Below are 13,502 nucleotides of genomic sequence, written 5' to 3' on the forward strand. Positions count from 1 at the left end.
AGGTCGCTCTTGTTATGGATTCGAGGCGGTATTGGAACGGCTGGCCCATAGCGGCAACAATCGATTAAAAGTCATACTAGCCATGTCCTCACGTCATGGCTGAACTCGATGAAACGCCTTCCACCGCTGCCCGCGCTGCACACCTTCTGGGTCACGGCCCAGTGCTGCAATTTCACCCGCGCAGCCGAGCAACTGCACATTACCCAGGGCGCGGTGAGCCGGCAGATCGCCGGGCTGGAAAGCCACTTGGGTTACGCCCTGTTCCAGCGTCAGGCGCGGGGCTTGAGCCTGACCGAAGAGGGGCGCGAATGGTCACTGCGGGCGCAGCAGGTGTTTGGCTTGCTCGGTGACGCCGTGGAGCAGATCGGCAATCGCCGCCAGACCTTGCAGCTCAAGGCGTCCACCTGCGTGATGCGCTGGTTGCTGCCGCGCTTGATGCAGTGGCAAAAGGAGCGTCCGGACGTGCCGGTGGAGCTCACCACCACCGTGGCCTACACCGTGGATTTTCGCCGCGAGCAGTTCGACGCAGCGGTGATCTACGCGCCCGCCGCCGAGCAGTCCGCCGAGGCGCGGCATTTGTTCGACGAGCAACTCACGCCAGTCTGCGCGCCGGGTTTACTGACGGGCTTGCACGCACCGCAGGGTTTGCAGCAACAGGTGCTGCTGCATCCCACGCGGGATGAGCGGGATTGGGCGTTATGGTTGAAGGCGGCGAATACCCATGTGAGCAATCTGAGCCAGGGTCATCATTTCGAAACGCTGGACTTGGCAATGACGGTGGCCTCCCAGGGTTCCGGGGTGGCGATTGGCGATAGCGCGTTGATTGGCGAGGACGTGAAGGCGGGACGGTTGGTCATGCCGTTCGCACTGCGGGTGTCGACGGGGATGGGGTATTACCTGGTGTATCCGCCGGGGACGAAGCCGTCGACCGGGCTTGAAGCGCTGATGGATTGGTTGGTGAGCCAGGCGCAATTTCCAGAGCATTGAAGGGTAAATGTGGGAGGGGGCTTGCCCCCGATAGCGATGTGTCAGTCAAAGATGCTCCAACTGAACCACCGCTATCGGGGGCAAGCCCCCTCCCACATTTCTTGACCTAGTTGTGTCAGTAACCGACGGTGAAGCGCTGGCGCGAATGTTTTGGCGTTTCTACTTCGTCGATTAGTGCAATCGCATAGTCGGAGAAGCTGATCCAGCTTCTTCCTTTCTCACTTATGAGCAAGTGGTCTTGCCCCAACCTGAAGTCGCCAGTGCGGAGATCTTCAACGAACTCCGCAGAGGGCGAGAGAAAGGACCAATCCAACTCCTTTTCTTGACGCAGTTTGTCGAGAAACACACTGCCAGCACTTGCTTCAGCCCGATATTCCTCAGGGAATCCGGCGCTGTCGATGACGCGCTCTCCCGTCGGCAACAACAACGAGCCAGCGCCTCCCACTACCAATAGGCGCTTCACACCGGCGTTCTTCACCGGACCGATCAACGCCTCGGCTGGCACGGTCGCGAAGTGTGCGGCACTGATTACCACATCACTTCCACTGACAGCTTTTTGCAGCTCGTCAGCATTCAAGGCATCAGCTTTTTTGACGGTCACACCTGGCTTCACATCGATGGATTCGGTATTGCGCGCGATAGCCACCACGCTGTGCCCACGACGCAACGCTTCTTCCAGCAATTGACTGCCGGCACGGCCTGTGGCCCCAATGATTGCGATCTTGCTCATGACGTTCTCCAGTACGGTTAAGGTGTGAGAGGTTTCACCACTTCATTTCGCCCTTGGCAACTTTTGCACTCAGCTCCAGGGAGCTTTCGTCGGCCAGGGTGGGGTAACGCGTTTTCATGGCTACGATGAGGGCGGCGGAGTCTTTGGCCTTGGCCGTTTCTACGTCGAAGGCCTTGATGTAGTCAGCAGTAAATTTGACCGAAGCCAGGGACGGCGTACCCAGGTAGTGACCCGGAATCACGGTGCGCGGTTTCAGGTTTTCGATGCGTTGCAGGGTGGCCAGCCAGTCCTTGTGGGATTGCGCGCCCTGGGTGTCGGCCATCCACAGGTGAATGTTTTCGGCGACCACGACGCCACCAACCACGGCCTTGATCGACGGGATCCATACAAAGCTGCGATCCGGCTGCGGGCCGTCCAGGCCGATCACCTCCAACTGCTTACCTTCCAGCGTCAGGCTGTGGCCTTGCAGCACCTGCGGCACGATGGTTTTAGCCGGTTTGTCGGCGCCCATTTTCGGGCCCCAGAACTCAAGTTTGCCGGCCACGGTGGCGTTGATATGGTCGACCACCGGTTGTGGCGCGAGCACTTTGGCCTCCGGGAACGCAGCCGTCAGGGTGTCGAGGCCGAAGTAGTAATCCGGGTCGCCATGGCTGATGTAGATGGTGGTCAGGTGTTTGCCGCTGGCGCGGATCTTCTGTACCAGTTGCTCGGCCTGGCCTTTGCCGAATTGTGCGTCCACCAGGATCGCGTCTTTGGCGCCGCTGACCAGCACCGAGGTCACTGGGAAAATCGCCGCTTCGCCAGGGTTGTACACATCGAGGGTCAGGTCGGCCGCCGACGCATGGGCGGCAAATGCCAGGGCGGCGGTGGCCAGAGTCAAGCGCTTGAGGGTTGAGAACATCGGACAGCTCCAGCAATCGGTTCAAAGGATGCACAGAGCTTAGTTGCACCAAACGGGACTAAAAATGCGATGCTGGAACATAGTTTGTTTCTGAAATCGGGCAAATCATGGATCGTCTTCAAGCAATGCGCGTGTTTGTCACCGTGGTGGACCTGGGCAGCCAGTCTGCCGCCGCCGACCACCTGGACCTGTCGCGCCCGGTCGTCTCACGTTACCTGGCCGAGCTGGAAGACTGGGTTGGTGCGCGTCTGATGCACCGCACTACGCGCAAACTCAGCCTCACGGCGGCAGGCAGCGAAACCCTGCCGCGCTGCCGACAATTGCTGGAGTTGTGCGGCGACATGCAGGCCGCCGTCAGCGAACCGGATGACGCGCCCCGTGGCCTGCTGCGCCTGAGTGTCAGCACCTCGTTCGGCCAGGCGCAATTGGCCGAGGCCATTGCCGAGTACGTCAAGCGCTACCCCTTGGTCACTGTCGACCTGCAGATGCTCGACCGCACGGTGAACCTGGTGGATGAACGCATCGACCTGGCCATCCGCACCAGTAATGATCTGGACCCGAACCTGATCGCACGGCGCCTGACGGTCTGTCGCTCGGTGGTCTGCGCCACCCCGGCGTACCTGCGCGAGCTTCCGGCCCCGCAAAAAGTCGAAGACCTGGCCCGGCACAACTGCCTGACCCACTCGTACTTCGGCAAAAACCTGTGGCATTTCGAGGAGCACGGCGAGCACGTGTCGGTGCCAGTGCACGGCAATATCACGGCCAACGAGGCCAGCACGCTGTTACGCCTGACGCTGGCCGGCGCCGGGGTGGCAATGCTGCCCAGTTACCAGGCCGGCGATCACATCCGCCGTGGCGAACTGGTGCGCCTGCTGCCCCACGCCGAGCCTCGGCAGATGAATATCTACGCGGTCTACGCCTCACGCAAACACATGCCGTCGGCGCTGCGCAGCCTGCTGGATTTCCTGGTATTGAGATTCCCTGAAGAGCCGGCGTGGGACGTCGGTCTGTAAGGCGACATAAGCCTGTTGAATGTCGTCCAATAATGGCAACTCGCCCTGGCTGGCCTATGCTTTAAACAGCACCGTGTGGATCCGTCCAGAGGTCTGTGCCATGAGCATTAAAACCAGAAAATACCTGATGATTGTTACGCTCTGCGCCTTGGCCAGTGCGCTGTACGGGACTGCCGCCTACCGCGTCGAACAGACCCGCATGCAGCCGACCTTTGCGATCAGCTGCCATCAGGACCAATGCGTGCCCCACACCGGCAGTTTCAGCGCGCTCAGGTAGCCGGCGATTCGGCTTTGAGTTGCTCGCGAAACGCCTTGGGTGAGAACCCGACCCGTCGGCGAAACAGCCGAGAGAAGTTGGTCGGGTCGGAGAACCCCAGCACCTCCGACATTTCATTGATGGTCATGCTGGTGTAAGTCAGCAGGCGCTTGGCCTCCAGCAATTGGCGGTCATGCATGATCTGCAACGCAGGCTGCCCACCCAGTTCCCGACATGTCCCATTCAAGTGTGAGACCGAGATACCCAGCTTGTGGGCCAGATCCTCAATCTTCGGGTGTTCCCGATAGTGCTGTTCGACCAATTGGGTAAACCGCCGGAAATACTCGCGGCCCCTTGGCGCGCGCGGATGGCGGCGCTGGATGGCCTGGCGGCTGACCCACACCAGCAGCACGCTGACCAGGGCGTGCATCATCATGTCCCGGGCCGGTTGGTCGTCGGCGTATTCGTCCTGCAGGCGGGCGAACTGGGCGTTGAGGTAGTCACTGTCCTTGCCGGCCGGGTAACTTCCCAAGGTTTGCAAACCGCCCGCCGTGGCACCCAGTTGTGCCTGCAAGTGGCTCACCAGTGGCGCTGAGAGTGTCACCACATACCCTTCGACATCTTCGGCAAAACGAAAGCCATGCACGCACAACGGCGGCAATACCTGCAGCGTGGCTTCGTTGAGCGTGGTGCGCTGGCCTTCGATTTCCAGTTGGGCCTGGCCCTTGTGCACATACAGCAGCTGGCACAGATCCGCGTGCCGGTGGGGTTGGATTTCCCACTGGTATTCCCGACTGCGCCGGGAAATGGTTTCGCAGTGCAACAAATCGGGGGTCGGCCATTGCTGGTTTTCCCCGTAAAGCTTGAAGACCGGAATCGCAGTGTCTGTCATGGTTTCAATCCGATACTCAGGACGGTTGTGCGGTAATCGCCCAAATTGGCAAAAAGCGCAGGGTTTGTCGCAGTTTTCACCTTCTTATGCCGTTCACTCAAGTGAAAAATGTCAGCCATAAGATCAATGACAACTCTTTCACTTGATCCGTTCGAGTGGAACTTGCGGGCGATAAAAATAATGAAAACGCTGAAAACCCAAGTCGCCATTATCGGCGCCGGTCCTTCTGGACTGTTGCTCGGCCAGCTGCTGCACAATGCCGGCATCGAGACCCTTATCCTAGAGCGCCAGAGCGCCGATTATGTGCAAGGCCGCATTCGCGCCGGGGTGCTGGAGCAAGGCATGGTCGACCTGCTGCGCCAGGCGGGTGTCAGCCAACGCATGGATGCCGAAGGCCTGGTGCATGACGGCTTTGAGTTGGCGCTGGACGGGCATCTCACCCACATCGATCTCAAGGCCCTGACCGGCGGCCAATCGGTGATGATCTACGGCCAGACCGAAGTCACCCGCGACCTGATGGCCGCCCGTGACGCGGCCGGCGCCGTCACGTTCTACGAAGCACGTGACGTGCAGCCCCATGATCTTAAAACTGATCGACCCTGGCTGACCTTCGAACACCAGGGCGAGGCGTTCCGCCTGGAGTGCGATTACATCGCCGGCTGTGATGGTTTTCACGGCGTGGCGCGCCAGTCGATCCCGGCTGAGTCACTGAAAATCTTTGAACGCGTCTACCCCTTCGGCTGGCTGGGCATCCTCGCCGACACCCCGCCAGTACACGACGAACTGGTGTACGCCAAGCACCCCCGTGGCTTTGCCCTGTGCAGCATGCGCTCGCCGACCCGCAGCCGTTATTACCTGCAAGTGCCTGCCGAAGAACCGTTGGACGAATGGTCGGACGAACGCTTTTGGGATGAATTGAAAACCCGCCTGCCCAGCCGCCTGGCCGAGCAGTTGGTCACCGGCCCATCGATTGAAAAAAGCATCGCGCCGCTGCGCAGTTTTGTGGTGGAACCGATGCAGTACGGGCGCCTGTTCCTGCTCGGGGATGCCGCGCATATCGTCCCGCCCACCGGCGCCAAGGGCCTGAACCTGGCGGCCAGTGATGTGAGCACCTTGTTCCGGATTCTGCTCAAGGTCTATGGCGAGGGGCGCGTGGATTTGCTGGAGCGCTATTCGGCCATTTGCCTGCGCCGGGTGTGGAAGGCCGAGCGGTTTTCGTGGTGGATGACCTCGATGCTGCATCAATTCCCGGAGGCGGACGGTTTCAGCCAGCGCATCGCTCAGAGCGAACTGGAGTACTTCATCCACTCCGAAGCCGGGCGCAAAACCATTGCGGAAAATTACGTCGGGCTTCCTTACGAGGCTATCGAATAGCCTGCTATCGTATTCAGCATTCCCGTGGGCCGTCTTTTCCTACGGGCCTTGCTTGAAGGTTCTGTCGTGACTCAGCTCAATCAGCCTACGCCACCGCTCCCGGCGGTGCGCAGTATCCTCGCCTCGTTGATGATGGCGATCTTTCTCGGTGCCTTGGACCAGACCATCGTCGCTGTGTCCATGCCCGCTATCTCCGCGCAATTTCACGACGTCAACCTGCTGGCCTGGGTGATCTCCGGCTACATGGTGGCAATGACGGTGGCGGTGCCGATCTACGGCAAGCTTGGCGACCTGTACGGGCGCCGGCCGATGATGCTGATCGGCATGGGTTTGTTCACCGTGGCATCGCTGTTCTGTGGCATGGCGCAAAACATGGAGCAACTGGTGCTGGCGCGGGTGCTGCAGGGCATTGGTGCCGGCGGGATGATCTCGGTGAGCCAGGCGATCATCGGCGACATCATTCCGCCCCGTGAGCGTGGGCGCTACCAGGGCTATTTCAGCAGCATGTACGCAGTGGCCAGCGTGGCCGGGCCGGTGTTGGGCGGTTACATGACCGAGTATCTGTCGTGGCGCTGGGTGTTCTTGATCAACCTGCCGCTGGGCGCCGGCGCCTGGTATGTGGCGCATCGCACGCTGGTAGGGCTGCCGGTGCCGCAGCGCAAGCCGATCATCGATTACCTCGGTACCGTCTTGATGATCGTCGGCCTGACCGGCTTGTTGCTGGGTATTACCGAAATCGGCCAGGGCCATCATTGGCGTGACCCTGAGGTGCTGGGCTTGCTGGCCTGCGCGCTGGTGGCGTTGACGCTGTTTGTGTGGCACGAGCGCCGTGCGCGGGAGCCTTTGCTGCCGATGCACCTGTTCGTCAACCGCAGCGCAGTGTTGTGCTGGTGCACGGTGTTTTTCACCAGTTTCCAGGCGATTTCCCTGACGGTGCTGATGCCCCTGCGCTTTCAGACCGTAACCGGAGGCGGTGCCGACAGTGCGGCCTTGCACTTGTTGCCCCTGGCGATTGGCTTGCCGATTGGCGCGTATTCCGCCGGGCGCATGACCTCAGTGACCGGGCGCTATAAACCGATGATTCTCAGTGGCGCACTGTTAAGCCCGCTGGCAATCCTGGGCATGGCCTTCAGTGCGCCCCAGGATGTGCTGCTGACCGGTGTGTTCATGCTGCTGTGCGGGATCGCCGCCGGGATGCAATTCCCCACCTCCCTGGTGGGCTCGCAAAACTCGGTGGAACAGCGCGACATCGGCGTCGCCACCAGCACCACCAACCTGTTCCGTTCCCTCGGCGGTGCGGTGGGCGTGGCGTGCATGTCGGCGCTGCTGCTGGCGTTGTTGCAGGATTCGAGCTTCGCGCATCTGGCCAGCGGTGCGCTGGTGGCCGAGGGCAGTTCTGGCAATGTGCTGCTCGACGGTCTGAACGCCGCGCCAGGCCCGGCGCAGGATGCACTGCGCGGGGAGTTGGGGGTGACGTTCAGGCATTTGCTGATGGTGAGTGCGGCGGTGTCGTTGCTGGGGTTGGCGGCGGCGATTGCGATGCCGAATCGGGTGCTGCGCGGGCGGGAAGACAAAGCGAAGTAACTGGCGCGATAGAGATCAACGTGTGGGAGGGAGCAAGCGCCCTCCCACAATTTCAGGCATCCGCGTCCAGATCACGGGCTGTAGTAACCCACCGCAACCATGAAATGCCCGGCCTTGCGCACATAGGCATGCTTGTTCTCGACCTTGTCCGTCACCGGGTTTTTCCAGCGGTATTTGTATTCTCCCTGATCCTGCTCCGCCATCAGCTTGAGGATCGGCTCGCCGACCGGTCTGCCGTCCGGGTCCTTGATCTTGCTGAAGTCGGTGTTGATCAGCCGCAGGGTGGTGCCGTGGGCCACGTAGCGTTGGGTGTCCAGGTCGACCACGAACACATAGAGATCATCCTGCAGGAAGCCGCCCTGCAATGAGTTGATGGCCTTGAGCGTACCGGCTTCATCCTTGAGCAACGCGTTAACCGCTTTGTTGCGCAAGGCCCGGGCCTGTTCCGGGGTCGCCCGTGGCAGGTAATAGCCCACGGCCAGGATGCGTTCACCCACCCGCTGATAAAACACGTGCTTGTGCTCGACCTTGCCGTCGTTCCAGTTCTGCCAGCGATAATCCGCCTGCTGGATGCCCTGGCCTTGCGGTGTCGTGAGCGCGGTTTTGAACGACTCGCGCAAGTCCGGCCCCAGTACCTCTTTGACGTCCCGGCCGATCAACACGGAGGAGGGACCGCCGCTGGCCAGCAGTACGCCCTGGGTATCGATCACGAACACGTAACGGTCCTGGTCGATAAATTCCCCTTGGCGGCTGAACGCGGCAAAGGCCTTGTCGCCATTGCTCTGGTAGTAGGCCAGGGCTTTTTCCAGCAGGGCCTTGGCCGCCTGCGCGTCCTCATCCTGAGTTGTGGCGGCGTGCACTTGGCTGAAACACAACAGCAGCAGCCAGGTGACGCGGAGCATTCCCTTCATGGTCCGTCCTCGTTGTTATTGATGTGACAAGAGCGTAGACGGCCTTGGCTAGGGCGCTGCCAACCATTGGTCGACAATGCCTTGGTACACACCGGTCGCGACGCTCAGGTGCAACCACTGGTCGACATAGCTTTTCCAGGCCACGTCATCGCGGGGCAGCAAAAAGGCTTTTTCGCTGTACTGCATCTGCCGCTCAGGATTGACTGCACACAGGCCGGGCTTTTGCTTCTGCTGGTAACGGGCTTCGCTGGCGTCGGTGATCATGACGTCTGCCTTGCCAGCGAGCAGTTCGTCGAAGATGGTCACGTTGTCGTGCAGGCGGATCTGCGCCTGGCCCAGGTGGGCACGGGCAAACACTTCATTGGTGCCGCCTGCCGGTTCGATCACCCGTACCTGGGGCTGGTTGATCTGCTCGACAGTCTGGTAGCGCTGCACATCGGCGCAGCGCACCAGCGGAATCTTGCCGTCGACGCCGAGGGACTGGCTGAAGAAGGCTTTTTTCTGGCGCTCCAGGGACACCGAAATCCCCCCGACGGCGATATCGCAGCGTTGGGCGAGGAAGTCCGGCATCAGGGTTTTCCAGGTGGTGGGCACCCAGGTGATCTTCGCGTTGAGGCTCTTGGCCAGGGACTCGGCCATGGCAATGTCGATGCCTTCATAGGTGCCATCAGCGCGCAGCTTGGTGTAGGGCGTGTAGTCGCCGGTGGTGCATACGCTGAGGGTGCCGCGCTGGAGCACCTCGTCGAGGCGTGACGGGGCAGTGTCGGCCAGGGCGCTGGTGGCCAGGCTCGCCAGTACACACAGGGCTAAGGGTGCTTTCATGCGGTCGAGTCCTTGGGGCAGGGTGGGGGCAGCCATTATTTCCAGCGCGGGGCAGGGTGGCAAGGCGTGGCGAATGTTTAGCCGGCGCGTAACCAAACTCCGTCATCCCTGAATTTACGCGCCTATCCCGGCGTGTGAGGCTGCGGGCATCTCCATCACCGTGATGCGCCCATGGACGGTTCCGCCGCCACTCACCTCGCGACACTGCCGTCCATACTGGCATTCTGGGCGCTGTTCCATTGCCGGCATGCGCGCCCGCCGGATGCCTTTCTCCTACGTTGATTTACCCCATGGATGACGCGCCTGTGTGCGCATCTGCCTGAAGCAAACGTATGAGAAACCCTATGCGCGATTTCGCCAGCCTGCACGAAGCCCACTCTTTCCTTGAGCAGCACCCGGACATCGAGATGTTCGAGCTGTTTATCCTCGACAACAACGGCGTACCGCGTGGCAAGTTGCTGCACCGCGATGAACTGGTGGCGGTGTATGAAAGCGGCCGGCCATTGCCCAGCACCATCCTCGGCCTGACCATCAATGGCGATGACGTCGAGAACTCCGGCCTGGTGTGGGAGGTGGGTGATATCGACTGCCGCGCCTACCCCATCAGCGGCAGTTTGCAGCGCATGCCGTGGCGGCTGATCCCCACCGCAGCGGTGCAAGTCAGCATGCACCCCACCGAAGGCCTGCCCGCCACCGTGGCCGACCCCCGGCATGTGCTGGCCAGGGTCATCGATGGGCTCAACGCCGATGGCTATTACCCGGTGATGGCGGCCGAGCTGGAGTTCTACCTGCTCGACCAGAAGCCCGACAGCCACGGCCGCCCGCAACCAGCGCGGGATAGGGATGGCGGTCGCCCGCGTTCGACCCAGGTCTACGGCCTGCGCGAACTGGAGCAGATCGAGCCCTTCCTCGCCGACCTCTACAGCGCCTGCAAGCTGCAAGGCATCCCGGCGCGCACGGCCATCTCCGAATACGCCCCCGGCCAAGTGGAAATCACCCTGGAACACCGCGCCGACGCGCTGCAAGCCATGGACGAAGCAGTGCGCTACAAGCGCCTGGTCAAGGGCGTGGCGCACAAGCACGGGATGACGGCGTGCTTCATGGCCAAGCCGTTCGACGACCTGGCAGGCACCGGCATGCACATGCACGTCAGCCTGGCGGATGCCCAAGGCCATAACCTGTTCGCCAGCGAGGCGGCCGACGGCACGCCGCTGCTGCGTCAGGCCGTGGGCGGGATGCTCGGCACCTTGCTCGATTCCCTGCTGATGTTCTGCCCCAACGCCAATTCCTATCGCCGCTTCCAAACCAACAGCTACGCGCCCCTGGCCGTCACCTGGGGCGTGGACAACCGCACCGTCAGCTTGCGCGTGCCCGGTGGCCCGGCACATTCGCGGCATATCGAACACCGCATCTGCGGCGCTGACGCCAACCCTTATCTGGCCGCTGCCGCGATCCTGGCCGGCATTCACCGAGGGATCCGCGAACAGCGCGACCCCGGCGCGCCGGTGGAAGGCAACGGCTACGCCCAGGCTACGGAGTTTCTGCCCACCGATTGGCTCACCACCTTGCGTGCGCTGGAAGGCTCAAGCTGGGCCAGAGAGGCGTTTGGCAGTGAATTCCTCGGTGTGTACCTGGCGGTAAAACGCGCTGAGTATCGCCAGTTCATGGGCGAGGTGGGCGAGCAGGATTGGCGTTGGTACCTGCATCAGGCCTGAGTGGATGAAGGGGAGTGGACGCTTCGACCTTTTTTTCACGTTGCGCTGGTTAAGCTGCGAATCAAGGTCGTTCACCCCTGTTTAACCCCAATGAGCCCGTGATGTCGCCACAACCACCATCCTCCATCGAGATCGAATACGCCGAGCGCTGCGGCCTTGAACATGCCAAGGTCTGCGCAGACACGCGCCCACCGGGACTGCGTCGGCGGCTGGCGTCGTGGCGTGACGAGTGGCTGGTGCGCCAGGCGCTCAAGGTTGCCGGCGAACCGGGGTTGATCCTTGACCTGGCCTGCGGTTCAGGGCGTTTCTGGCCGGTGTTGGCCGAACACATCAACCGGGTGATCCTCGCCTCGGACAATTCCCAGGACATGCTCGACCACGCGTGCACCCACCACCCGGCGGCGCTGCTCAAGCGGGTCAAGACCTTTCAGGGTTCGGCGTTTTCCATCGGTTTGTCGGAGAACGCGGTGGACTGCATCTTCTGTTTGGAGTTGTTTCGCCATGTGCCCAACAGCGAGGGACGCCTGGCGTTGCTGCGCGAGTTTCACCGCGTGAGCCGCGATACGGTGATTGTCTCGGTCAATTCGCGCAATGCGGTAGACGACGAGTTTCGCCAGGCCGGCTTCAAAGTCCTGAACCAGCAGGAATTCATGCCAGGCTCAAACCTGTGGCGGGTCTATGTGCTGCGTAAGAAAGGATAACTCCGTCCCGTAGGGCTATTCTTCATCTCCTGTCTGAGTTTTCATGGTTGCCAGTGCACTGCGGATGCTCGCTAGCCCCTTTCGCGATATATACTGCGCGCCATTCTTCAAGGGAGAGCCGTGTGGCCATCGATATTCACTGGATCTGCGACAACGATAGCCTCGGCCAGCATTGCGCCGAATGGCAGCAGTTGCCATTCGTCGCCCTCGACACCGAATTCATGCGGGTCGACACCTTTTATCCCATTGCCGGGCTGATCCAGATCGGTGATGGCGTACGCGCTTACCTGATCGATCCCCTGACCATCGACAACTGGCAACCCTTGGCCGACCTGCTGGAAAACCCGGCGGTGATCAAGGTGGTGCACGCCTGCAGCGAAGACCTCGAAGTCCTGCTGCGCCTGACCGGCAGCCTGCCGGTGCCGTTGTTCGACACCCAATTGGCAGCCGCGTACCTGAATCTCGGTTTCTCCATGGGCTACTCGCGCCTGGTCCACGCCGTGCTCGACATCGATCTGCCCAAGGGCGAGACCCGCTCGGACTGGCTGCAGCGACCATTGTCCGAGACCCAGGTCAGCTATGCCGCCGAAGACGCGGTGCACTTGGCCGAGGTCTACATTCGCCTGCGTCCGCAGCTGTCGGACGATAAATACGCCTGGGTGCTGGAGGACGGCGCCGAACTGGTGGCCAACCTGCGCCGCGAAGTCGACCCGTACGAGGTGTACCGCGACGCCAAGCTGGCGTGGAAACTGTCTCGCGCCCAACTCGCCGTGCTGCGTGAACTGTGCGCCTGGCGCGAACAGCAAGCCCGCGCCCGTGACTTGCCGCGCAACCGCATCGTTCGCGAGCACTCGTTGTGGCCCCTGGCCAAATCCCAGCCGGATAACCTCGCGGCCCTGGGCAAGATCGAAGACATGCACCCGCGCACCGTGCGTCAGGATGGCCAGTTCCTGCTGGACCTGATCAAACGTGCCGGCAGTGTGTCCATGGACCAATGGCCGCCGGCCGTGGCGGAACCGCTGCCGGTGGACGCCGCCAACCTGATCAAGCAACTGCGTGCCCTGGGCCAGACGTTCGCCGAACGCCTGGAGATGGCGCCGGAACTGATGCTGCGCAAGAAAACCCTCGAAGCCCTGGTTAAAAGCGGCTACCCCGATGGGCCTTATAAATTGCCAGACTCGCTGCGTGGCTGGCGCCGCGAGTTGATGGGCCAGGCGCTGCTCGACAGCCTGGCCACTGCCGGAGAACAGCCTTGAAACGTATTTGCTCCATCTACCGCAGCCTGAAAAAAGACGGCATGTACCTCTACGTGCTCAAGAGCGATGCCCTTGAGCGTGTGCCGGAACCGTTGATGGCCGCCTTCGGCAAGGCCCATCTGGCGTTCGAGATGATCCTGACGCCGGAGCGCAAGCTGTCGCGCGAAGACATCCTGGTGGTCCTGGAAAACCTCGACAAACAGGGCTACCACCTGCAAATGCCGCCGGCCGAGGACGAGTACATCGAACACTTGCCCGAAGAGCTGCTGCGCCGCAACGACCCGATGTAATCGGTCAGTGCCTGCTTCAGGGCACAGGTTTCAATGGAATCGTATTAGTGGGCGGTGGCCGTAAGGATGC

At 61.5% G+C, this 13,502-nt stretch carries 14 protein-coding genes; 9 read left to right on the forward strand and 5 right to left on the reverse strand.

Annotated features, from left to right (window positions below):
• Positions 1-108: 108 nt before the first annotated feature.
• Positions 109-987 carry a LysR substrate-binding domain-containing protein gene (locus tag DNK50_RS11225; protein ID WP_112194041.1) on the forward strand — a complete coding sequence of 293 codons (879 nt, stop codon included), beginning with the start codon at positions 109-111 and terminating at the stop codon, positions 985-987.
• A gap of 115 nt (positions 988-1,102) precedes the next feature.
• Here DNK50_RS11225 and DNK50_RS11230 read toward each other — a convergent pair whose 3' ends face one another.
• Both DNK50_RS11230 and DNK50_RS11235 read right to left on the reverse strand, forming a co-directional pair.
• Positions 1,103-1,717, reverse strand: coding sequence for an NAD(P)-dependent oxidoreductase (locus DNK50_RS11230; protein WP_112194044.1), 615 nt, complete (start codon positions 1,715-1,717; stop codon positions 1,103-1,105).
• Between the two features lie 34 nt (positions 1,718-1,751).
• Positions 1,752-2,618 carry an MBL fold metallo-hydrolase gene (locus DNK50_RS11235; protein WP_112194046.1) on the reverse strand — a complete coding sequence of 289 codons (867 nt, stop codon included), beginning with the start codon at positions 2,616-2,618 and terminating at the stop codon, positions 1,752-1,754.
• A 107-nt stretch (positions 2,619-2,725) separates the two neighbouring features.
• Here DNK50_RS11235 and DNK50_RS11240 point away from each other — a divergent pair, with 107 nt between their 5' ends.
• Together DNK50_RS11240 and DNK50_RS28920 are read left to right on the forward strand one after the other, a co-directional pair.
• Positions 2,726-3,631, forward strand: coding sequence for a LysR family transcriptional regulator (locus DNK50_RS11240; RefSeq protein ID WP_112194048.1), 906 nt, complete (start codon positions 2,726-2,728; stop codon positions 3,629-3,631).
• A 100-nt stretch (positions 3,632-3,731) separates the two neighbouring features.
• Positions 3,732-3,908 carry a hypothetical protein gene (locus DNK50_RS28920; RefSeq protein ID WP_177411513.1) on the forward strand — a complete coding sequence of 59 codons (177 nt, stop codon included), beginning with the start codon at positions 3,732-3,734 and terminating at the stop codon, positions 3,906-3,908.
• On the opposite strand, the gene DNK50_RS11250 is transcribed toward DNK50_RS28920, so the two are convergent.
• A complete protein-coding gene (locus DNK50_RS11250) occupies positions 3,901-4,779 on the reverse strand; it encodes a helix-turn-helix domain-containing protein (protein ID WP_099587466.1) in 879 nt (292 codons plus the stop codon). The two genes, DNK50_RS28920 and DNK50_RS11250, sit on opposite strands and share 8 nt — an antisense overlap.
• Positions 4,780-4,968: 189 nt before the next feature.
• Between DNK50_RS11250 and pobA the strand changes: the two genes are divergently transcribed.
• Complete coding sequence (pobA, locus tag DNK50_RS11255; RefSeq protein WP_177411607.1) at positions 4,969-6,153, forward strand: 4-hydroxybenzoate 3-monooxygenase; 1,185 nt, start codon at positions 4,969-4,971, stop codon at positions 6,151-6,153.
• A 66-nt stretch (positions 6,154-6,219) separates the two neighbouring features.
• Entirely contained in the window at positions 6,220-7,737 is a 1,518-nt protein-coding gene (locus tag DNK50_RS11260) for an MDR family MFS transporter (RefSeq protein WP_112194054.1), read from the forward strand.
• Between the two features lie 71 nt (positions 7,738-7,808).
• On the opposite strand, the gene DNK50_RS11265 is transcribed toward DNK50_RS11260, so the two are convergent.
• Together DNK50_RS11265 and DNK50_RS11270 are read right to left on the reverse strand one after the other, a co-directional pair.
• A complete protein-coding gene (locus tag DNK50_RS11265) occupies positions 7,809-8,648 on the reverse strand; it encodes a cache domain-containing protein (protein WP_112194056.1) in 840 nt (279 codons plus the stop codon).
• Positions 8,649-8,696: 48 nt separating this feature from the next.
• Positions 8,697-9,470: a transporter substrate-binding domain-containing protein gene (locus tag DNK50_RS11270; RefSeq protein WP_099587462.1), complete on the reverse strand. Its 774-nt coding sequence runs from the start codon at positions 9,468-9,470 to the stop codon at positions 8,697-8,699.
• Positions 9,471-9,814: 344 nt separating this feature from the next.
• Here DNK50_RS11270 and DNK50_RS11275 point away from each other — a divergent pair, with 344 nt between their 5' ends.
• The 4 genes from DNK50_RS11275 to DNK50_RS11290 all read left to right on the forward strand — a co-directional run bounded on the left by DNK50_RS11275 (position 9,815) and on the right by DNK50_RS11290 (position 13,432).
• The gene (locus DNK50_RS11275) at positions 9,815-11,185 is read left to right on the forward strand and encodes a glutamine synthetase family protein (RefSeq protein WP_112194058.1); all 1,371 of its coding nucleotides are present in this window, start codon (positions 9,815-9,817) and stop codon (positions 11,183-11,185) included.
• Between the two features lie 101 nt (positions 11,186-11,286).
• Positions 11,287-11,886, forward strand: a complete 600-nt coding sequence (locus DNK50_RS11280) for a class I SAM-dependent methyltransferase (RefSeq protein ID WP_112194060.1) — start codon at positions 11,287-11,289, stop codon at positions 11,884-11,886.
• Positions 11,887-12,008: 122 nt separating this feature from the next.
• Positions 12,009-13,142, forward strand: a complete 1,134-nt coding sequence (rnd, locus tag DNK50_RS11285) for a ribonuclease D (RefSeq protein WP_099587459.1) — start codon at positions 12,009-12,011, stop codon at positions 13,140-13,142.
• A complete protein-coding gene (locus DNK50_RS11290) occupies positions 13,139-13,432 on the forward strand; it encodes a YcgL domain-containing protein (protein WP_099587458.1) in 294 nt (97 codons plus the stop codon). The genes rnd and DNK50_RS11290 overlap by 4 nt, the downstream gene beginning before the upstream one ends.
• Positions 13,433-13,502: the final 70 nt, after the last annotated feature.

This window comes from Pseudomonas sp. LG1E9 (assembly GCF_003290225.1).
GTDB classification, from domain to species: domain Bacteria; phylum Pseudomonadota; class Gammaproteobacteria; order Pseudomonadales; family Pseudomonadaceae; genus Aquipseudomonas; species Aquipseudomonas cyclaminis.